The 20877-nt window shown below is 64.6% G+C and carries 21 protein-coding genes; 10 read left to right on the forward strand and 11 right to left on the reverse strand.

Features of this window, described 5'->3' with window-relative positions; all coding sequences use genetic code 11:
- Nucleotides 1–76: 76 nt before the first annotated feature.
- Nucleotides 77–3532, reverse strand: a complete 3456-nt coding sequence (gene mfd / locus Q0L25_RS07370) for a transcription-repair coupling factor (protein ID WP_296612960.1) — start codon at nucleotides 3530–3532, stop codon at nucleotides 77–79.
- A gap of 141 nt (nucleotides 3533–3673) precedes the next feature.
- Complete coding sequence (locus Q0L25_RS07375) at nucleotides 3674–3940, reverse strand: succinate dehydrogenase assembly factor 2 (protein ID WP_296612961.1); 267 nt, start codon at nucleotides 3938–3940, stop codon at nucleotides 3674–3676.
- 104 nt (nucleotides 3941–4044) lie between these two features.
- Here Q0L25_RS07375 and recG point away from each other — a divergent pair, with 104 nt between their 5' ends.
- Together recG and Q0L25_RS07385 are read left to right on the forward strand one after the other, a co-directional pair.
- Nucleotides 4045–6096 carry an ATP-dependent DNA helicase RecG gene (gene recG, locus Q0L25_RS07380; protein ID WP_296612963.1) on the forward strand — a complete coding sequence of 684 codons (2052 nt, stop codon included), beginning with the start codon at nucleotides 4045–4047 and terminating at the stop codon, nucleotides 6094–6096.
- Nucleotides 6097–6112: 16 nt separating this feature from the next.
- A complete protein-coding gene (locus tag Q0L25_RS07385) occupies nucleotides 6113–6550 on the forward strand; it encodes a DMT family transporter (RefSeq protein WP_296612965.1) in 438 nt (145 codons plus the stop codon).
- On the opposite strand, the gene Q0L25_RS07390 is transcribed toward Q0L25_RS07385, so the two are convergent.
- The 5 genes from Q0L25_RS07390 to serS all read right to left on the reverse strand — a co-directional run bounded on the left by Q0L25_RS07390 (nucleotide 6547) and on the right by serS (nucleotide 11315).
- Nucleotides 6547–6885, reverse strand: coding sequence for a PilZ domain-containing protein (locus tag Q0L25_RS07390; RefSeq protein WP_296612967.1), 339 nt, complete (start codon nucleotides 6883–6885; stop codon nucleotides 6547–6549). The two genes, Q0L25_RS07385 and Q0L25_RS07390, sit on opposite strands and share 4 nt — an antisense overlap.
- 65 nt (nucleotides 6886–6950) lie before the next feature.
- Nucleotides 6951–8177 (reverse strand): tyrosine--tRNA ligase, encoded by a 1227-nt coding sequence (gene tyrS / locus Q0L25_RS07395; protein WP_296612968.1) that lies wholly within the window; start codon nucleotides 8175–8177, stop codon nucleotides 6951–6953.
- A gap of 25 nt (nucleotides 8178–8202) precedes the next feature.
- Complete coding sequence (locus Q0L25_RS07400) at nucleotides 8203–9162, reverse strand: LysM peptidoglycan-binding domain-containing M23 family metallopeptidase (RefSeq protein ID WP_296612970.1); 960 nt, start codon at nucleotides 9160–9162, stop codon at nucleotides 8203–8205.
- A gap of 114 nt (nucleotides 9163–9276) precedes the next feature.
- Entirely contained in the window at nucleotides 9277–10041 is a 765-nt protein-coding gene (gene surE, locus Q0L25_RS07405; protein WP_296612972.1) for a 5'/3'-nucleotidase SurE, read from the reverse strand.
- Nucleotides 10038–11315: a serine--tRNA ligase gene (gene serS, locus Q0L25_RS07410; protein WP_296612974.1), complete on the reverse strand. Its 1278-nt coding sequence runs from the start codon at nucleotides 11313–11315 to the stop codon at nucleotides 10038–10040. The genes surE and serS overlap by 4 nt, the downstream gene beginning before the upstream one ends.
- Nucleotides 11316–11403: 88 nt before the next feature.
- On the opposite strand from serS, the gene Q0L25_RS07415 reads away from it, so the two are divergent.
- The 5 genes from Q0L25_RS07415 (at nucleotide 11404) to Q0L25_RS07435 (ending at nucleotide 14126) form a co-directional block, all read left to right on the forward strand.
- Entirely contained in the window at nucleotides 11404–11844 is a 441-nt protein-coding gene (locus Q0L25_RS07415; RefSeq protein WP_296612976.1) for a host attachment family protein, read from the forward strand.
- Between the two features lie 36 nt (nucleotides 11845–11880).
- The gene (locus Q0L25_RS07420; protein ID WP_296612978.1) at nucleotides 11881–12057 is read left to right on the forward strand and encodes a hypothetical protein; all 177 of its coding nucleotides are present in this window, start codon (nucleotides 11881–11883) and stop codon (nucleotides 12055–12057) included.
- A 60-nt stretch (nucleotides 12058–12117) separates the two neighbouring features.
- On the forward strand, nucleotides 12118–12651 hold the full coding sequence (locus Q0L25_RS07425) for a hypothetical protein (RefSeq protein ID WP_296612980.1): 534 nt from the start codon (nucleotides 12118–12120) through the stop codon (nucleotides 12649–12651).
- A gap of 541 nt (nucleotides 12652–13192) precedes the next feature.
- On the forward strand, nucleotides 13193–13651 hold the full coding sequence (gene dksA, locus Q0L25_RS07430) for an RNA polymerase-binding protein DksA (protein WP_066583685.1): 459 nt from the start codon (nucleotides 13193–13195) through the stop codon (nucleotides 13649–13651).
- A 100-nt stretch (nucleotides 13652–13751) separates the two neighbouring features.
- A complete protein-coding gene (locus Q0L25_RS07435; protein WP_296612983.1) occupies nucleotides 13752–14126 on the forward strand; it encodes a PilZ domain-containing protein in 375 nt (124 codons plus the stop codon).
- A gap of 40 nt (nucleotides 14127–14166) precedes the next feature.
- Here the strand turns inward: Q0L25_RS07435 and Q0L25_RS07440 are convergent, their stop codons facing one another.
- On the reverse strand, nucleotides 14167–14322 hold the full coding sequence (locus tag Q0L25_RS07440) for a DUF465 domain-containing protein (RefSeq protein ID WP_084250836.1): 156 nt from the start codon (nucleotides 14320–14322) through the stop codon (nucleotides 14167–14169).
- 144 nt (nucleotides 14323–14466) lie between these two features.
- Here Q0L25_RS07440 and Q0L25_RS07445 point away from each other — a divergent pair, with 144 nt between their 5' ends.
- Complete coding sequence (locus Q0L25_RS07445; RefSeq protein WP_296612985.1) at nucleotides 14467–14664, forward strand: DUF465 domain-containing protein; 198 nt, start codon at nucleotides 14467–14469, stop codon at nucleotides 14662–14664.
- Between the two features lie 68 nt (nucleotides 14665–14732).
- Complete coding sequence (locus tag Q0L25_RS07450; RefSeq protein WP_296612987.1) at nucleotides 14733–15194, forward strand: DUF1465 family protein; 462 nt, start codon at nucleotides 14733–14735, stop codon at nucleotides 15192–15194.
- 48 nt (nucleotides 15195–15242) lie between these two features.
- Here the strand turns inward: Q0L25_RS07450 and Q0L25_RS07455 are convergent, their stop codons facing one another.
- Nucleotides 15243–16196 (reverse strand): nitronate monooxygenase family protein, encoded by a 954-nt coding sequence (locus Q0L25_RS07455; protein ID WP_296612988.1) that lies wholly within the window; start codon nucleotides 16194–16196, stop codon nucleotides 15243–15245.
- A 161-nt stretch (nucleotides 16197–16357) separates the two neighbouring features.
- On the opposite strand from Q0L25_RS07455, the gene Q0L25_RS07460 reads away from it, so the two are divergent.
- Nucleotides 16358–18946, forward strand: coding sequence for a M1 family metallopeptidase (locus Q0L25_RS07460; protein WP_296612990.1), 2589 nt, complete (start codon nucleotides 16358–16360; stop codon nucleotides 18944–18946).
- A 137-nt stretch (nucleotides 18947–19083) separates the two neighbouring features.
- On the opposite strand, the gene Q0L25_RS07465 is transcribed toward Q0L25_RS07460, so the two are convergent.
- Nucleotides 19084–19608, reverse strand: a complete 525-nt coding sequence (locus Q0L25_RS07465; protein WP_296612992.1) for a gamma carbonic anhydrase family protein — start codon at nucleotides 19606–19608, stop codon at nucleotides 19084–19086.
- A gap of 21 nt (nucleotides 19609–19629) precedes the next feature.
- A complete protein-coding gene (locus tag Q0L25_RS07470; protein WP_296612993.1) occupies nucleotides 19630–20838 on the reverse strand; it encodes a TetR/AcrR family transcriptional regulator in 1209 nt (402 codons plus the stop codon).
- Between the last annotated feature and the right edge of the window lie 39 nt (nucleotides 20839–20877).

Consider the following 20877-nt stretch of genomic DNA (forward strand, 5'->3'; position numbering starts at 1 on the left):
TCCTGGCGTTACGCTCAGGGAGTAAAGATCAATTCTTTTTGGACCAATTTCTTGTCAGGTCAATCGAGCGATGGGCTTATCCCGCTGCCTTCGCCAGTCCCTTCGACAATTGCAGCGCGCCATTGAGCCGCGCCTGCGGATCGCCCCATTCGCGGGCGATCACCAGCTTGCTGTCGGGACGCAGCTTGGCCACGCCATTGAGCCGCGCGACATAGGCCAGCAGGCCCTCGACATTGGGCGGCTTGTCGTCGTGGAAGCTGACCAGCGCGCCCTTGGCGCCGACGTCGATCTTGGCGACGCAGGCCTTTTTGGCGTTGAGCTTGATCTCGATGAGCTTGATCAGGTTCGCGGTCGGCTCGGGCAGGGGACCGAAACGGTCGATCATCTCCGCGGCGAAGGCCTCGATCCCGTTCTGGTCGTCGAGCTCATTGAGGCGGCGATAGAGGCCCATGCGCAGGTCGAGATCGGGGACATAGTCCTCGGGGATCAAGATCGCGGCGTCGACGGTGATCTGGGGGCTGAAATCGCGCGGACGCTGCGCCAGGCCACCGGCGCGCGCGTCTAGGATCGCTTCCTCGAGCATCGACTGGTAGAGTTCGTAGCCGACTTCGCGGATATGCCCCGATTGCTCGTCGCCGAGCAGGTTGCCCGCGCCGCGAATGTCGAGATCGTGGCTGGCGAGCTGGAACCCGGCGCCGAGCGTGTCGAGATCCGACAGCACCTTGAGTCTTTTCTCGGCGGTTTCGGTGATGATGCGATTGGCCGGCGTCGTCAGATAGGCATAGGCCCTCGTCTTCGCGCGCCCGACGCGGCCACGCAGCTGGTAGAGCTGGGCGAGGCCGAAGCGATCGGCGCGGTGGACGATCATCGTATTGGCGCTGGGAATGTCGAGCCCGCTTTCGACGATCGTCGTCGAGACCAAAACCTCGAACTTCTTGTCGTAGAAAGCGGACATCCGTTCCTCGACCTCGCCCGCCGCCATCTGACCATGGGCGACCACGTAGCGCACCTCGGGGACATGCTCGCGCAGGAATTCCTCGATCTCGGGCAGGTCCTTGATCCTGGGCGTGACGAAGAAGCTCTGCCCACCGCGATAATGTTCGCGCAGCAGTGCCTCTCGCAGGACCACTGGGTCCCACGGCATGACGTAGGTGCGAACCGCCAGGCGGTCGACCGGCGGGGTCTGGATGACCGACAATTCACGCAAGCCTGACATTGCCATCTGCAGCGTGCGCGGAATCGGCGTGGCGGTCAGCGTCAGGACATGAACGTCGGTCTTGAGCGCCTTGAGCCGCTCCTTGTGGGTAACGCCGAACCGCTGTTCCTCGTCGACCACCACGAGCCCGAGCCGCTTGAACTCGACCCCCTTGGCCAGGATTGCATGGGTGCCGACCACGACATCGATCGTCCCGTCAGCCAGGCTTTCCTTGACCGCCTTGGCTTCACTGGTGCCGACCAAGCGCGACAGCCGCCCGACCTTGATCGGGAAGCCTTCGAACCGCGCGACGAAATTGTTGTAATGCTGGCGCGCCAGCAGGGTGGTCGGGCAGACGACCGCGACCTGCATCCCGCCCATCGCGGCGACGAACGCGGCGCGCAACGCGACCTCGGTCTTGCCGAAGCCGACATCGCCGACGATCAGGCGGTCCATCGGCTTGCCCGACCCCAGATCTTCCAGCGATTCTGCAATCGCGCGGTCCTGATCGTCGGTTTCCTGATAGGGGAAGCGGTCGACGAAGGCGGGATAACCGGAAGGATCGGGCTCGGCGACATCGGCTTGACGCAGCGCGCGTTCGGCGGCGGTCGCGATCAACTCGCCCGCGATCTCGCGGATACGCTCCTTCATCCGCGCCTTGCGGCGCTGCCACGCTTCGCCACCCAGCCGGTCGAGCGTGCCGCCCTCGTCCCCGCCATAGCGGCTCAGGACTTCGAGATTCTCGACCGGAACGTAGAGCTTGTCGCCGCCGGCGTAAGTCAACGCGACGCAATCGTGCGGCGCCTTCTGCACCGGGATCTGGGTCAGGCCCTCGTACCGCCCGATGCCGTGGTCAGCATGGACGACCAGGTCGCCCGGGGTCAGCGTCGCCAGTTCCGCTAGGAAAGCATCGGCCGACTTCTTGCGGCGATTGCGGCGCACCAGACGGTCGCCGAGCATGTCCTGCTCGGTGAGCAAGGCGATGTCGGGCGCGGTGAAACCATGATCGAGCGGCAGGATCGTGAGCGCGACACCATGATCCGCGGCGCCCTGCGCTTCCTGCCAGGTGTCGACGAGTTTCAGCCCGGTCAGTTCGTGATCTCGAAGCAACCCGGCGAGGCGCTCGCGCGACCCGGCCGAATAGCTGGCCAGGATCGGTTTCTTGCCCTCTTTCCGTAGCTTGCTGAGATGATCTACGACCGCTTCGTAGATGTTGACGCCGCTCGCACGTTCGGGTGCGAAGTCGCGCGGACCGTCGACCTCGAAATCGAGCACGGTATCGCTCGCCGGCTCATGGAAGGGCGTGGCAAGATGCGCCTTGGCCTGGTCAAGCCGCTTCGCCCATTCGTCGGGGAGGAGGTAGAGTGCGTTGGGCGCCAGCGGACGATAGCTGCCTGGATCGCTCGACTGCGCCTTCAGGCGGTTGGCGTGATAATCCGACACCGCCTCGAATCGCTGCTCGGCCGCCGCGGTGACGCCCGATTCGCGGATGACCAGGGCGTCGTCGCCGAGATGGTCGAACAGCGTTTCCAGCCGTTCCTCAAACATCGGCAGCCAATGTTCCATCCCGGCCAGGCGGCGGCCGTCGCTGATCGCCTGATAGAGCGGATCGCCAGTCGCGGTGGCGCCGAACTTCTCGCGATAGCGCGTGCGGAAGCGCTTGACGGATTCCTCGTCGAGCAACGCCTCCGATGCCGGCAACAGGGTGAAGCCTTCGACCCGGCCCGTCGTGCGCTGATCGGCGGCATCGAAGGTGCGAACGCTCTCGATCTCGTCGCCGAAGAAATCCAGGCGGAGTGCCTGCTCCTCGCCGCTGGGAAATAGGTCGACCAACCCGCCGCGCACCGCGAATTCGCCCTGATCGTGGACGGTATCGGTGCGGACATAGCCGTTGGCCGACAGCAAGGCGGCCAGCTTGTCGCGGCCGATCCGCTCGCCGGGCGCCAGGCGCGCTACCAACTGGCGGATACGGAACGGCGTCAGCGTGCGCTGGGTCGCGGCATTGGCGGTGGTGACGACTAGTTGTGGCTTTTTGGGCGGCTGTTGCAGGCGATGGAGCGCGGCCAGACGTTCAGCCATGACGCGCAAAGTCGGGCTGGCGCGGTCATAGGGCAGGCAGTCCCAAGCCGGATAGGTGACGATCTCGAGCTCGGGCGCGAAATACCCTGCGGTCGTTGCCACTGCACGCATCTCCGCCTCGTCGGGCGCGATCAGCACGACGCGGCCGGGCGCCTGCGCCCGGGCGAGGTCGGCGAGCAGAACAGGAAGGAACCCTGCCGGGACGCCGGCGAGGGTCAGGGAAGTTTTCGCGGAGAGGATCTTGCGCGGGTCGGTCATTTCTTCTTCTCCCCTCCCTGTAAGGGAAGGGTCGGGGGTGGGTATCGGCGTCAGCGCCGATCGATTGGCTTGGGGCTCGTTAGGGAGCGAGCTTCGCTCGCAACCCACCCCTTAATCCCCTCCCTTGCAGGGAGGGGAGATTCACTTCTGGATCGGCACGAAATTGAGCTGCGTCAGCGCCTCCATCATCGGCCCCCGCCAGCGCTCGGGCACGTCCTGCGTCCCGATCGCCCAGGCCATGATGTCGACATCCTGTTCCTCCAGAAAGGTTTCGAACCAGTCGATCTCGGCATCGTTCCATGTCGCGCCGTGCGCGTCGAAAAATCCGCCGATCATCAGATCGGCTTCCTTGGTGCCGCGGTGCCAGGCACGAAAGCGCAGGCGCTTGAGGCGGATCTCGCGGTCCATGACACTCCAACGGCGATTGGCCGGCGGCGCGTTGAGGCGCAGCCGGCGGTTGAGATTGACGGCGTTTCGAACGGTTCCGAAACGCTGTAAGCGCTCAGATAGTCATGCGCCCCGATATCCTCAACCCGCTCTTTGCCGAAGTGACTGCGCTCAAGGGCGTTGGCCCCGCGCTTGCCAAGCCGCTCGACCGGCTGGGGCTGCACCGGGTGGTCGACATCGCGTTTCATTTGCCGACCGGGTTCATCGACCGCGTGCCGCGCGACGAACTCGACATGGCCGATGCCGGACGAACCATCGCCATCACCGTGACGCCGGTTGATTACCGGACCAGCAGCAGCCCGCGGGGACCAATGCGCGTCCACGCGACCGACGCCAAAGGGAATTATGTCAGCCTGATCTATTTCGGCGGCTCGACCGGATGGGTGAAGAAATTGCTGCCGCTCGGCGAGGCCAAGCGCATTTCGGGCAAGCTCGAAATGTACGGGCAGGAATTGCAGATCGTCCATCCCGACCTGGCCGAGCCCGATGAGGGATTTCGCGAGCGCGAAGCGATCTATCCCCTATCGGAAGGGCTGACCTCGCGCCGGCTGGGGCAGTTGGCGCATCAGGCCATCGAGCGCACGCCCGATCTGCCCGAGTGGATCGAGCCAGGCGTCAAGGCGCAGCACCAATGGCCCGATTGGCGCGACGCGCTGGCCCGTGCGCACGCGGATCCCGCCGATCACAAGGCACGCGAGCGGCTGGCGTATGACGAATTGTTCGCCAATCAGCTCGCCTTCATGCTGGTGCGGCAATCGTCGCGGTCGCGGAAGGGGCGGCCGCTCAACGGCGACGGACGGCTGCGCACAATGCTCAACCTGCCTTATGCGCCGACCAATGCGCAGGCGCGAACGATCCGCGAGATAGAGGGCGATCTCGCGCAATCGGCGCCCATGTTGCGATTGCTCCAGGGCGATGTCGGGTCGGGCAAGACGTTGGTCGCGACGATGGCGTTGCTGATGGCGGTCGAGGCAGGTGCGCAAGGTGCTTTCCTGGCCCCGACCGAAATCCTCGCCCGACAGCATTATGATACGCTGCGGCGCACGCTTGCAGGGCTTCCGGTCAACGTCGCCGTGCTGACCGGGCGCGACAAGGGCAGGGTCCGCGAATCGACCTTGATGGGACTGGCCGACGGGTCGATCCATATCCTGGTCGGCACGCATGCGATCTTCCAGGAAGCGGTTGCCTATCGCGATCTCGCGCTGGTCGTGGTCGACGAGCAGCATCGTTTCGGCGTCGCGCAGCGCCTGTTGTTGCAGGAGAAAGGCGCCGCTCCCCACCTGCTGGCGATGACCGCAACGCCGATCCCGCGCACGCTCACATTGGCGCAATATGGTGAAATGGACGTCAGCCGGCTCGACGAGATGCCGCCTGGGCGCCAGCCGATCGAGACGCGCGTGATGTCGGAAGACCGGCTCGGCGAGATTGTCGATGCTCTGGGACGTCATCTCGACGGCGGCGGACAGGCGTATTGGGTGTGCCCACTGGTCGAGGAAAGCGAGAAATCGGACCTTGCCGCGGCCGAGGCGCGGGCGGGGTCGCTCCAGGCGCGGTTCGACGATCGCGTCGGGCTTATCCACGGCCGCATGAAACCGGCCGAGAAGGACGCGGTAATGGCGCGCTTCGCGAGCGGCGACCTCGGCGTATTGGTCGCGACCACGGTTATCGAGGTCGGTGTCGACGTACCCAATGCCACGCTGATCGTGATCGAGCATGCCGACCGATTCGGACTGGCGCAGCTTCACCAGCTTCGCGGGCGCGTCGGCCGCGGCACGGGACGCTCGATCTGCCTGCTGATCCGCGGTAACGGGCTGAGCGAGACGTCGCGCGCGCGGCTGGCGCTGATGCGCGAAACCAATGACGGCTTCCGCATCGCCGAAGAGGATCTCCGGCTGCGCGGCGCGGGCGAGATGCTTGGCACCCGGCAATCGGGCGAGCAAGGCTATCGGCTGGCGACGCCCGAGCATTTCGCCTCGCTCCAGCAGACTGCGCATGACGACGCCCGCCTGATGATCGATCGCGACGGCGGACTCGCGGGGTCGCGCGGGCAGGCGGCGCGGGTCGCGTTGTACCTGTTCGAGCGCGATGCCGGCGTGCAGTTGCTGCGGTCGGGTTGAGACGATACGAGCCCGCATGCCGATCGCCGCTCTCGTATTCGTTCTGCTTGCGGGAATAGGGCTAGCCGTGCAGGCGCCCACCAACGCCGCCTTGGCCAGGACGTCGGGGTCGGTCCTGCTTGCGGCGCTGGCCTCCTTCGTTGCTGGATCGGTGGTACTCGCGCTGACTTGGGCGGCGATCGACCGCACCTCGCCTGCCGCGCTCCGCGGCGCTCCGGCCTGGGCATGGGCGGGCGGCCTCTACGGCGCGTGCTTCGTTGCGGCGATGGCCTATGCCGCACCGCGCCTGGGGTTGGCGACGACATTGACGATCGCGATCGCGAGCCAACTGGCCACCGCGCTGGTGCTCGACCATTTCGGTCTGTTTGGGCTCCGGGCGGCGCCGATATCGGTTGGGAAGGTAGTTGGGGTCGTGCTCGTTCTGGCTGGCGTCGTTTTGGTGCGGCGCGGTTAGCGCGCGTTCTTGAGTAACGCGGCGAGCAACTCGTAATATTCGGCCATGCCGATTGGCCGTTCGAGCTCACAGCCGATCCGGCCTCCCAGCGACCAGCGCACTTCGGCGACGACGACACCGACTACCGGCAGGGTGATATGCAGTCGCTCGCCGACAGGTCGGTCGACATCGACCCGCGCCATCAATCCTTGCGCCGACATGTTCACGACTAGGATCGAAACCGGTCGGGCATCGCTTCCGAAAGCGCGGGCACGGTAATGAACTTCATCCCGTGGAGCATCGCGTTGATCGCTATAGGCCAGTGCCGCGCCCATCGATTCCTTTCCGTTCGCCACAATGAGTAACGACCAGCACGTGAAAAGCTTGAAAAGGAACGTGTTTAACGCGTGTTAGCGATATTTTACGCCGGCGTGAGCAGCCCGTGATTCTTCTTGCCCGCCGACACGCGCACCGGGTTCGCGCCGATCGCGATGGTGAACGCCTCATCCACCACCTTCGCGCCATCCACGCGCGCGCCGCCCCCCGCGATAAGCCGCCGGGCTTCGCCTTTCGACGCGCAGAAACCGAGGCCGATCAGCGCATCGACGATCCCGATCGACCCCGACGCAGCGAACATGGGCAGTGCCTCGCCGCTCGCGCCTTCCTCAAACGTCTTGCGCGCGGTCTCGGCGGCAAGATCCGCTGCGTCCTTGCCGCGGCACAAGGCGGTCGCCTCATTGGCGAGCACGATCTTGGCCTGGTTGATCTCGGCACCTTCAAGCGCTTCGAGCCGTGCGATCTCGTCGAGCGGCAGATCGGTGAACAGCCGCAGGAACCGGCCGACGTCGCGGTCATCGACGTTGCGCCAATATTGCCAGTAATCGTAAGCCGGCAGGGCATCGTCGTTGAGCCAGACCGCGCCTGCAGCGGTCTTGCCCATCTTCGACCCGTCCGCATTGGTGATCAGCGGGGTGGTCAGCCCGAACACCTCGGTCCCGTCGACGCGGCGCGACAGCTCGATGCCGTTGACGATATTGCCCCATTGATCGGAGCCGCCCATTTGTAGGCGGCATGCCGAACGGCGAGATAATTCCAGGAAATCATAAGCCTGGAGGATCATGTAGTTGAATTCGAGGAACGTCAGCGGCTGCTCGCGGTCGAGTCGCAGCTTGACCGAGTCGAACGCCAGCATGCGGTTGATCGTGAAATGCTGGCCGATGTCGCGCAGGAACGGAATATATTCGAGCGCGTCGAGCCAATCGGCATTGTTGACCATCACGGCGTCGGTCGGCCCGTCGCCGAAGGTCAGAAAGCGTTCGAACACGCGGCGGATCGACGCGATGTTTGCGCCGATCGCCGCATCGTCGAGCAGCTTTCGGCTCTCGTCCTTGCCGGACGGATCGCCGACCTTGGTCGTGCCGCCGCCCATCAGGACGATCGGCTTATGCCCTGCCTGCTGCAACCGGCGCAGCATCATGATCTGGACCATCGACCCGATATGCAGCGACGGCGCCGTGGCATCGAAGCCGATATAGCCGGGCACGACCTGTTTCGAGGCGAGCGCATCGAGCGCACTCGCATCGGTCACCTGGTGGATATAGCCGCGCTCATCGAGCAGGCGGAGCAGGTCGGATCTGTATTCGGTCATGATGGCGGCGCGGGTAGCACCGCCACTAGCGACTCGGCAACTTCGACAGAGGGTCGACCGGGGTGCGGCCCTGACGGAGCTCGAAATGCACTTCCGGCCGGTCGGCGAACCCGGTGTCGCCCGACAGCGCGATCGTCTGGCCGCGCTTAACCGCCTGGCCGCGCGTCACGATCACGCGGCTGGCATGGCCGTAAACGCTCGTCCAGCCATTGCCGTGCCGGACCATCACCAACCCGCCGAGCCCGGCGATGCTGTCGGTGGTGTAGATTACCACACCATCGGCCGCGGCCTTGATCGGGGTCCCCAGCGGCACCGCGATCTTGATCCCGTCGTTACGCTCGCCGCTCGCGCCGCTGCCGAAACGCTTGACGACCTTGCCGCTCGCGACGGGCCAGAGGAACGGACCGCTGAGCGGCGAGGGCGCGCCCACCGCGGCGGTCGACGGCAGCGCCCTGGTCACCGAGCTGGCGGGGCGAACCGGCCTGACATTGTCGGGAATGGCGGGTTCGCCACCGCCGGTGGCGATGTCGCCAAGGTCGATCTTAAACGCTGCCGCGCGCTCGGCGAGAGTTTGGGGCGGCCGCGCGCCGCCGGGGATCAGGATGCGACGGCCCGACCGCAGCACATAGGGCTCGATCAGATCATTGGCGGCGACGATATCCGCCCAGCGGACACCATAAGCCCGCGCGATTGCGATGCCCGATTCGCCCGGCCGGACCAGGTGGTATCGGCCACCGGGGATGCGCAGTTGCTGCCCTGTAACGATGGTGAAGGGGGATCGCAGGCCATTCGCTTTGGCGATGATCTCGGAGCCCGAGCCGGTCTTGTCGGCAACGCCGCGCAAAGTGTCGCCGGGCCGCACGATATAGCTCGATTCGGCGATCGTCCTCGCATCGGCGGTGACCGGCCGCGCTTCCCAGGCGGGGGGTGCTGAGGGCGGGGCAGGGACCTCGCTGTGCGGCGATGGCGAGTCGTAATCGGCCATGGGCGGTGTGCCCGCGTCGGAAGGCCGAGCGTAATCGGTCCGCGGAATGCAGCCCGTGAGCCCGAATATCAAAAAGACGAGTGTGATCCTTCGCATCGCGGGCCCCCCCCTGCGTTATCGATACGCTTTCTCCAGCATAGCCAGCGAATCGCGATGCGTCAGGTCCATCTGTAATGGCGTCACCGTCACGTAACCCATTTCGATCGCTTCAAGATCGGTATCGGCCGCCGGCGTGTGCTCGACGCGGCCCAGTCCCATCCAATAGTAAGCGAAACCGCGCGGGTCGGTGCGTTCAATCACCTTGACCCGGCCATAGTCGCGCAGCCCTTGGTGGACGACGCGCACGCCCTTCACCTTGTCCGGTGGAATGGGCGGGAAATTGACGTTGACCACGACGCGCGGATCGACCGGGGAGGAGATCAACGGTGCCAGCACCCGCTCGCCCCACGCCTCGGCGGTTTCGAAGGTAACGTCATGGCCAGGCGCCTCGGCACCATAACGCTGGCTGATCGCGATCGAGCGGATGCCTGCGAGCGCACCTTCCATCGCGGCGCCGATCGTGCCCGAATAGAATACGTCCTCGCCCAGATTGGCGCCGCGATTGACTCCTGACAGGATCAGGTCGGGCCTGGCGTCGCGCATCACGTTGGACAGCGCGAACATCACGGCGTCGGTGGGAGTACCGCCGACCGCGTAACGCTTGTCGTCGAAACGCTTGACCCGCAGCGGCTCGGTCAGCGTCAGCGAGCGGCCCTTGCCCGATTGCTCCTCGGCGGGCGCCACGATGGTGATGTCGTCGGAAAAGCACCGCGCCAAACGTTCGAGCACGGCAAGACCGGGCGCGTGATAGCCGTCATCGTTGGTGAGGAGGATCCTCACGCCTTGGGCTCGAGCCGGTTCAGTCCGCCGAGATAGGGTTGCAGCGCATCGGGGATCGCGACCGCACCGTCCTCCTGCTGATAATTCTCCAGGATCGCGACCATCATCCGCCCGACGACCAGCCCCGAGCCGTTCAGCGTGTGGACGAATGCCGGCTTGCCGTCCTCGCCCCGGAAGCGGGCGTTCATTCGCCGCGCCTGGAAATCGGTGCAGGTCGAGCAGCTCGAAATCTCGCGATAACGGCCCTGGCCGGGCAGCCAGACTTCGAGGTCGTATGTGCGCGCCGCGGAAAAACCCATGTCGCCGGTGCAGAGCTTCATCCGGCGAAAGGGCAGGCCCAGCCGAGTCAGCACGTCTTCGGCCGCCGCGGTCATCCGCTCATGCTCGGCTTCGGACTGATCGGGCGGCACGATCGAGACCATTTCGGCCTTCTCGAACTGGTGCTGGCGAATGAAGCCGCGCGTGTCGCGTCCGGCGGCGCCCGCTTCGGATCGGAAGCACGGCGTCAATGCGGTGAAGCGCAGCGGCAGTTCGTCGGCGGCCAGGATCTTTTCGCGCACGATGTTGGTCAGGGACACTTCGGACGTAGGGATCAGCCAGCGACCGTCAGTGGTTTGGAACAAGTCTTCGGCGAACTTGGGCAATTGCCCGGTTCCGAACATCGCCTCGCTACGCACCAGCAGCGGCGGCACGACTTCCTCATAGCCATGATAGCGGGTCAGGACATCGAGTCCGAACTGACCGAGCGCGCGGTTTAGCCGGGCCGCCGCGCCGCGCACCAGGGTGAAGCGCGCGCCGGCCAGCGCGACGCCGGTTTCGAAGTCCAGCCCAAGCCCGGGCCCGATCGCGTCGTGCTCGCGAATGTCGAACCCGAAAACGGGCTTGGGGCCGCGCTCGTGCATCAACTGGTTATCGTCTTCGTCCGCCCCGGCGGGCACGTCGTCGAGCGGCAGATTGGGAATCGCAGCCAGCGCATCGTTCAACGCGGCTTCGGCGGCGCGTTCCTCCTCCTCCAACTCGGGCAGGCGGGTCTTGAGCGTCGCGACTTCGGCCATCAGCGCGCTCGCGGTCGCCTCGTCCTTGGCCGCCTTGGCGGCGCCGATCGCTTTCGACGCCTCGTTACGGCGAGTCTGGCCAGCTTGCAGTTCGGTGATCACCGCACGGCGTTTCTCATCGAGCGCAAGCAGGTCCGGCGCCATCGGCGGCAGGCCGCGTCGGGCCAAACCGGCATCGAAGGCTTCGGGATCGTCGCGGATCAGGCGGATATCGTGCATAATGGTGCGGCTATGACGAGGCGTGGCGGCCCGCGCAACCCGGCGCGATGCTGCAGCGTTGACCCGTCAAGATAGCGAGGAGAAGGCCATGCAATTACGGCACGATAGTCTGGTCGTGGTCGCCGATGGGCGCAAGGCGTTGTTCCTGCGGAACGAAGGGGACGGCCTACATCCCAATTTGGTCGTCGAGCACGCCGAAGAGCGGATCAATCCGGCCGACCGCGATCAGAAGAGCGATGGTCCTGGAAGCATGGCCAACGTGCTCCGGTCACCGCGCAGCACGGTCGACGAGGTCGATTTTCACCGTCTGGAAGAAGACAGGTTCGCGGCCGATATCGCAGCGACCCTGAAGCAGCGGGCGCTCGCCAACGAGTTCGAATCGCTGATCGTCGCGGCGCCGCCCCACACGCTGGGCGAACTGCGCAAACATTATCATGTCGAGGTTGCCAACAGATTGGCCGGCGAAATCCCCAAGGATCTCACCGGCCATCCGATCCCGGAAATCGAGAAAGCGCTGACCGCCGCTTAGGCGGCAACCGTATCGGTTTTCTTCTTGGTCAGGCGCTTGCGCGCGACCATCGCCGCGGCCGCGCCGCCGAACAGCAGGACCATCGGCGGCGCCGGCACCGGGGCAGGCGTACCACCGGTCGATCCGGTCGAGGATCCGTGGCCGCTCGAACTCCAGCCGCCGTTCGACGACCAGCCGCCGTTCGAACTCCAGCCCTTCGAGGACGAGCCGTAGCTCGACGACGAGGTCGAGGACGAGCCGGAGGTCGAGGACGACCCTGAGCTCGCCGAGGAGTTGGACGAACTCGATCCGTTCGAGGATGAAGACGTCGAGGATGACGATCCGTTCGAGGAGCTCGAGGTCGACGAGGAAGAGGAGACGTCACCCGACGATGAAGTCGAGGACGACACGTTACCCGACGACGAGGACGACACATTGCCCGACGACGACGAGGAAACGTTGCCCGACGACGAAGACGAGGTGCTGCCCGACGAGAAGCCGCCGGTAGAGGACGAAGTCGACGAAGAGCCGCCCGAACTTGACGAAGTCGACGAAATCGCGATCCCGCCGCTACCTCCGCCACTACCGCCGAAACCGCCGACAAAGAAGCCTCCGCCGCCGCCCCAGCCACCACCGCTACCGCCAACGACCGGCACGCCGCCGCTCGACCCGGTGAAAGCAGGCGGCATCGGCAACGGAGCGCCACCGGCGACCGTCACTACTGCGGGTGGGCAAGTCGTCGTGGTGGTAACCACCTTGCGGACACGCGATCTGGCCGCGCTCGCCACCCGGGCGCGCACGACGTGCCGCTTGTACGTCTTGGCATAAACGGGCCGAGCCTTGGCGCCATCGGCCACCTTGACCGCGCCGCCGCCGATAATGGCGCCCCCGCAAGCGCAGGCGCATAGTTTAGCCATCGCCATCCGGACAGACATCGCGTCTACTCTCTCTTTAACCGTCTCTGACCCCACAGAGACGATGGTGAATCTCGCAGTTGCTTCCCTGCTAGTGCGATAGTGCAAAACAAAGAATTAAGCGCAATTCCGTTAACCATTTATAGTCGCCTGATTTGATCTTTATATCGATCGATGTGGGTGTGATTATGGTTAACGTATCATTGTGATACGCCGTGAGTTAACTTCTCCGGCCGATCCAGCTCATCCAAGCGGTGTCCCTCAATCACCAGGGAGCGGCTGGCCGGTTCATGGCGCCGTCATCCACTCCGCAATATCGTGTCCTAAACGCGGCCGATCTTTCGTCCGTCGTCAATCGCTTGTGGAGCAGCTTCCGCGCCGCTATAGGCCCGCTCGTCATTGGGGTCCGACAGGCGCACGGGAACGGTGTTCCAAGGGCCGACAGGAGAGTGGGGATGGCAACGGCTTTGAATCGCATGGATGATTCCAGTTTCAGCGTACCGGCCAACGACGGCGACGGCTATCGTCCGAGCCCGGACGAGCCGTTCATGAATCCCCGCCAGCAGGAATATTTCCGCGACAAGCTGCTGCGCTGGAAGGAAGCGATCCTCAAGGAAGCGGAAGTCACTTTGTCGCAGCTTCAGGTTGAGCCGCTGCGCGAAGCCGATTTGACTGATCGCGCATCGAGCGAGACCGACTGGTCGATCGAATTGCGCACGCGTGATCGCCAGCGCAAGCTTATCTCCAAGATCGATGCCGCGCTACGCCGGCTCGATGAAGGCGAATATGGTTATTGCGAGGTCACCGGCGAACCGATTTCGCTCGGCCGACTCGAGGCGCGGCCGATCGCGACGATGACCGTCGAGGCGCAAGAGCGTCATGAGCGCAATGAAAAGGTATCGCGCGAGGATTGATCCTATCCCTATCGGATGTTCGTAGGGGCTGCGGTTTAACGCTTTCGACAATGTTTGGGCCTATGCGTTCACGCGCGGCATGGACCGTTTTGGCAGGCATATGGACCAATTTTCGCACGACCCCTTAACCGACGGCACCGCCGGAGACGCGACCGCGCAGCGTAACGACGCGCGCGACAGTCTGTTGCTGGTGGCGCGGTTCCGTATCGAGGGGTCGACGGAAACCACGCAAGTACGCGTCCGTAACCTGTCGTCGGGTGGATTGATGGCCGACGTGCCCAAGCCGATCGACATCGGCACGATGGTTGAGATTGAGGTACGCGGTGTCGGTTGGGTAAGTGGCCGCATCGCCTGGATCGCCGCTGGTCGCGCCGGCGTGGCATTCGACCACCCGATCGATCCTCAGGCCGCGCGCAAACCGGTCGTAGCCAGTGCACGCCCGATCAAGGACAAGCCGATCAAGCCGCTATTCTGACAGGCGGCCCGGGCATGCGCCCGGGACGCCGCAAGCGGTGTCAGATCGCCGCGATGGCTTCCTTCACTCGCAATTTCTGCTTCTTGAGATCCGCAAGGATGCGGGTGTCGGGCGCAGGGCGCTGGCTTTCGGCAGTGATTTGCCGGTCCAACACCATATGCTTCGCCTCAAGAGCTGAAAGGTGCGAGTTCTGCATGGGAGCGACCTCCTTCATCAAGGTGGGTGGACTAATAGAACACGAGTCGCGCGATTTGTCGCCATCGATTTCACTTTCGATTCGACGCGGCGCATCGTTTTGGCGACAGGTCGGTCTTCGACTGCCCATGGGATGCGGAGAGCGATGGACGAAGCGCAGATCCACAAACGGCTTGAGGCCCTGAGGACCGAGCATCGAGATCTCGACTCGGCGATCGAGGCTTTGCGGGCCTTGGGGTCTAGCGACCAACTCCAGATTGCGCGGCTGAAGAAGCGGAAGTTGATGCTGAAGGATGAGATTACCGCGCTGGAAAACCAGTTGATCCCCGACATCATCGCGTGATCGAATTTGGGACGCGATGGTCCTTTCGCCGCTTGCAGGAACCGGCATTTGTGGCAATCGTGCTGCGCATGACAGGGGACGTCACCGAACTGCGCATCCATCGCAAGATGATCGACTCGCTCTACGTCGAGGCGATGGTCCTGGCGGATGAGGCGCGCGGCTATTTCGACCAAGGCGCGCGGGTCGAGCGCGAGGCGCTGGATCCCCTCGGCCGCGTCACCTTCTCATGCGAATCGCTCAAGGTGACGACGCGACTGATGCACGTCATCGCCTGGCTATTGACTCAGCGTGCGGTCGACTCGGGGGAATTGTCGCCACGGGATGCGCTCGATCCCACGCGACGCCTTGGAGATGCGCCGGTCACCGATCGCGGCGTGATCGATCAGATGCCGGCCGATGCGCGCGCATTGATCACCGCTAGCATCGATCTCCATCGCCGCGTGGCGCGTCTGGATGGAGCACAGAGCGCCTCGCTTCCCGCCGACAGCCCCGTGCAATGGATGCAGGCCCGTCTGGCAATGGCGTTTTAGAAGATCTTCATCGCCCGCTACGCCAGAGCCCCACGCACCGGCTGAACATCATAAGGCGCAGATGCGCGCCTTGGCTGCCTTATACTCGGCTTCCAGCCGGTCGACGCGAGCCGCGACCGGCTCGATCTTGTCGATCACGCCAATGCCCTGGCCGGAACCCCAGATGTCTTTCCAGGCCTTGGCCTCACGATTACCGCCAAAATTCATCGTGCTGAGGTCGCCCTCCGGCAGATTATCGGGATCCATTCCCGCCGCCGCGATGGAACTGCGCAGATAATTGCCGTGCACGCCGGTGAACAGGTTCGAATAGACGATGTCCGCCGCCTTGCTCTCGACGATGCTCTGTTTGTAGCCCTCGACGGCATTGGCTTCCTCGGTCGCGATGAAGGGTGAGCCGATATAGGCCAGGTCGGCGCCCATCGCCTGCGCCGCGAGTACCGCGCCGCCGGTCGCGATCGCGCCCGACAGGATCAGCGGGCCGTCGAACCATTGCCGGATTTCCTGGGTGATCGCGAAAGGCGACAAGCGCCCGGCATGGCCGCCGGCGCCAGCGGCGACCGCGATCAGCCCGTCGGCGCCTTTTTCGATCGCCTTGCGCGCGAAACGATCGTCGATGACGTCATGGAGGGTGATGCCGCCCCAAGCATGAACTGCCTGGTTGAGTTCCTCACGCGCACCGAGTGAGGTGATGGTGATCGGCACTTGCCATTTCGCGCAGATGGCGAGGTCGCCCTCCAGCCGGTCGTTCGACTTGTGGACGATCTGATTGACCGCGAAGGGAGCCGCCGGGCGATCGGGATTGTCGCGGTTCCACGCCGCGAGTTCCTCGGTGATCCGGTGCAGCCATTCGTCGAGCATGGTCTGCGGCCGCGCGTTCAGGGCCGGAAAGGAGCCGACGATTCCCGCCTTGCATTGCGCGATCACGAGATCGGGTCCGGAGATGATGAACAGCGGCGACCCGATCACGGGCAGGCGCAGGCGATCGAATATGGGCGTCTTCATGCCGGTTTCATAGCGCAACCGAAACCACTGTCCAGCGGCCTCGGGAAGGTTTTCGAATTGACGGTACGGAATCCTGGGATCGGGCCGGATCGATCCATTTGCCATTCACGCCCGGCGCGTTATGGCCAGACAATACACCAATATCGGGTCCAGGAAATCGCATGAAAATCGCCGTCACTGCCGCATTGTTACTCGCCACCGTGTCCGCCCCGGCACTCGCCGCGGCGCGTTTGCCCACCGACGTCGTGCCGGTGTCCTACGACATCACGGTAAACCCCGACGCGCAGAAGATGACCTTCACCGGAACCGAGACAGTCAATGTCGCTGTGAAGAAGGCGGTCCGCACGATCGTCCTCAATGCCGCCGACATGACGATCAGCCGTGCGACGATTGACGGCAAGTCGGTGCCGTTCAAGCTCGACAACGAAGCGCAGCAACTGACCCTGACGCTCCCGGCGCCGGCCAAGCTCGGAAACCATGTCATCACCTTCGCCTGGACGGGCAAGATCAACGAATCGGCGGCCGGTTTCTTCGCGATCGACTATACCAATGACGACGGGTCGAAGGCGCGGATGCTGGCGACGCAGTTCGAGGCGCCCGACGCCCGTCGCTTCGCGCCGATGTGGGACGAGCCGAGCTTCAAGGCCAAGTTCAAGCTGTCGGCGGTGGCGCCCAAGGGGCAACTTGCCTTTTCCAACATGCCCGCGACCATGACCAACCGTCCCGACGGCACCCAGCTCTATAGCTTCCGCCAGACCCCGATCATGTCGAGCTACCTGCTGTTCCTCGGCATGGGCGACATGGAGCGCAAAACGGTGATGGCCGGCAACACCGAGATCGGCGTCATCACGCGCAAGGGCGTCAAGGATCAGGGCGATTACGCGCTCGCCTCGGCCAAGCGGCTGCTGACCTATTATAACGACTATTTCGGCCAGCCTTATCCGCTGCCGAAGCTCGACATGATCGCCGGTCCCGGCACCAGCCAGTTCTTCGGCGCGATGGAGAATTGGGGCGCGATCTTCTATTTCGAGCCGGAACTGCTGTTCGACGCGAAGCGGTCGACCGAAAGCGACAAACAGCGCATCTTCACCGTCGTCGCGCACGAAATGGCGCACCAATGGTTCGGCGATCTCGTCACGATGAACTGGTGGGACGATCTCTGGCTGAACGAGGGTTTCGCCTCGTGGATGGAGAACAAGGCGTCCTACGACCTCAATCCCGGCTGGTTCGCCCGCGAGAGCGCGGTCAGCGAGGACCGTGAAGGCGCGCTGGCGATCGACGCCACCTCGGCGACCCACCCGATCATCCGTCACGTCGAGACCGTCGACCAGATCGGCGAGGCGTTCGACAACATCACCTATAACAAGGGCCAGGCGGTCATCACGATGATCGAGTCGACGCTGGGGCCGGACAAGTTCCGCGACGGCATCCGCCGCTACATGGCCAAGTACAAATACGGCAATACGCAGACCGACATGCTGTGGGCCGAGCTGGAGGCGGCGTCGGGCGTGAAGATCAGCGACAGTGCGCACGACTTCACGCTGCAGGGCGGCGTGCCGCTGATCACCTTGACCGACGGCAAATGCATCAACGGCAAAACCATCGTGTCACTGGCGCAGGGCCGGTTCGGACTCGACGAGGCGTCGAAGGCGCCGCAGAGCTGGCGCGTGCCACTGCGCGTCGGGACGATCGGTGGTGCTCCAGTCAGCGCGATCGCGACGGGCGCCAAGACCGACGTCACCGTACCGGGCTGCGGGCCGGTCGTGCTCAATGTCGGCAAGGGCAGTTATCTGCGGGCGCGCTATTCGGACGCAGCACATGCCGCGCTTGTCGCCAATTACGGCAAGCTGGCGGTGGCCGACCGGCTGGGCACGCTGGGCGACGATTTCGCGCTGGCGCGCTCGGGCGACCAGGATTTCTCGGACTGGGCGGCGACCTTCGCGGCGATTCCGGAGGACGCCAATCCGCTCGAATGGTCATTGGTCTCGGGCGAGCTCGGCTCGCTGTCGGGCCTCTATACCAACACCCCGCTGCAGCAGGAGGTCGATGCGCTGACGATCAAGCGGCTCGGGCCGGTGCTGGCCCGGATCGGTTACGAGCAAAAGGCCGGCGAGTCGCCTCTCGTCACCAATTTGCGCGAGGGACTGGTCGGCCGGCTCGGCGCGGCGGGCGATCCCGAAGTGTTGAAGCGCGCCCGGGAATGGGTCGCCAAACTCAAGACCGACAGCGCCGCGATCCCGCCGGCGATTCGCGGGCCGATGCTCGGCACCTTCGCCAGCAATGCGAGCGCGGCGGACTGGGACGAGTTGCTGACCTTGTTCAAGACCGAAACCAATCCGGTGGTGAAGAACGAATATGTCCGCCTGCTCGGCGCGGCCAAGGACCCGGCGCTGGCGCAGAAGGCGCTCGAACTGGTCAAGACCGACGTGCTTACCGCGCAACAGAAGCCGACCATCCTGCGCGCGGTGGCCGGAAAGCATCCGGAGATGGCGTTCGATTTCGCCGTCGCCAACGCCGACCTAGTCAACGGCGTGCTGGAGGCGAGCACCCGGGCGGGCTTCATCGTCAGCCTGGGCGCGGGTTCGAACGATCCGGCGATGCCGGGCAAGATCAATGCTTATGCCGAGAAGAACCTGCCCGTCAGCTCGCGCGGCGGCGCCAAGCGCGCGCTGGCGGCGATCGCGGTACGAAAGGCGGTGGCGGATCGGCTGCGGCCTGGCGTGACGGCATGGGTAGCGAAGGGAAGCTGAGCGCTTAGCCTAACCGCAATCGTCATGCCGGGCTTGTCCCGGCATCCAACGTGCAACAACGGCTGTTTTCCGTTGTGGAGGGTTGGACCCCGGCACAAGGCCGGGGTGACGACTAACGGGTGGCCGATCGATTGGCTTCAATCGATCCGCTTCAGTCCCTTGGCGAAGCGATGCGCGTTAGCGATGTAATGATCCGCCGACGCCTTCAGGAACGCGCGCTTGTCGGGCTCCAGCGTCTTCACCGCGCGGGCAGGGGAGCCGACGATCAGGCTACCGGCTTCGAACGTCTTTCCTTCGGTGACCAGGGCATTGGCGCCGATCACGCATTCGTCGCCGACCACCGCCTGGTTGAGCACAGTCGCCCCCATGCCGACCAGGACTCGGTTTCCGACCGTGCAGCCGTGCAGGATGGCGTGGTGTCCGACCGTGCAGTCTTCGCCGATCGCCAGCGGCACGCCATAGTCCGAATGGAGCATGGTCCCATCCTGGACATTGGTGCCGCGGCCGACCGAGATCAGCGACGTGTCGCCGCGGATCACTGTCCCGAACCACACTCCGACATCGTCGCCCAGCACGACCTCGCCGATGACATGCGCATCGGGGGCGATCCAAACGCCGCTGCCGATGACGGGGACCTTTCCGTCGAGTTCGTAGATGGGCACGGGGTTCTCCTCGCGACGGGACTAGGTTGGGAAGATGCCGGATCGCAAAGCCGCCGAGAATTGCGCAACGGCATCGCCCAGTGGGCGCTGCCCTGCCCAACGGCGCAAGGATGCGGCGGCGTCGATCGCGGCCATAATCGAGTGTCCGGCAATCTCAGGATCGACCGCGCGAACCGATCCGTCGGCGACGCCGTCGGCGATCGTACCGGCTATGTGCCGAGTGACGCGGTCCGTCCGTTGCAGCATGAATTCGCGTAAATCTACCGGGAGTGCCTGATAGGCGCTGGTACGTAGCAGCGGGCTGTCGGCGGCGAATTGCAGCGCGACGAGGCTCGACACCATGATCGCCAGTCGCTCGCCTTCGTCGCTGCCGGCGGCATCGGCACGCGCCTGTGCTGCATCGAGCAGCGCATAGCTGCGATCGAAACAGGCGACGACCAGATCGTCCTTGTTGTCGAGGTGGTGGTAGAAGCTGCCGGTCGACACGCCGAGTTCCGCGGCGATCTTCTCCACGCTCGCGCCGACATAGCCTTCGCGGTTGATCAGGTTGGTGGCGGCATGGAGGAAGCGCGTCTGCGCGTCGCCGTCATTCGGCGGGTCGAGCGGCATGATATCGACCGGCCACTCGCCAGCCGCGCCCAACCCGCGGTCGAGGATGTCGAACAACCGCGTCTCGGCACGATCGAGATCGCGTTCGAGATAATGGGGCAGCCAAGCCGGCATCCAATGTACGTTGTGGATCAGGACCGAGCTGGCGATCAGCACGCGCGATTCCGCATTGGGCGCGTCGCCATAGTCGAAGAAGCCGCGCACCAGCCGCGCCATATCCGCGTAGAGCGTGTCGAGCGGCGCGCGCGTGTCGGGATCGAGCGCCCGCATGTCGGACAGCAGCGCCAGTTTGGCCTCCCCAGGCAGGCGCTGACGCAAATGCGTCTGGAACTGATCGTGCAGGAAGGCGCGGACGCGGGATCGGGGATCGCCCTCGTGCGCTGCCGCCGCGGCGCTGTCGCGTAACTGGAGCAGGGTACGTTCCAGACAGGCAGCGGCCAGCAAGTCCTTGCGCTTGAAATAATAGGTCACGCTCGACGTATCGAGCCCCATCGCCTTGGCCACCGCCGTCAGCGTCATGCCGCGCGTGCCGTGGACGTTGATCAGGTCCGACGCGACGTCGAGTATCTCGCCGCGACGCCGCGCGAAGCGTGGCGTCTGGCGGGCGGGATCGACGGTCATGCCGCCACTATAGGGGTTCGCCTTGGCGAAACAAACGGT

Source organism: Sphingomonas sp. (genome assembly GCF_024508665.1).
Taxonomy (GTDB): Bacteria; Pseudomonadota; Alphaproteobacteria; order Sphingomonadales; family Sphingomonadaceae; genus Sphingomonas.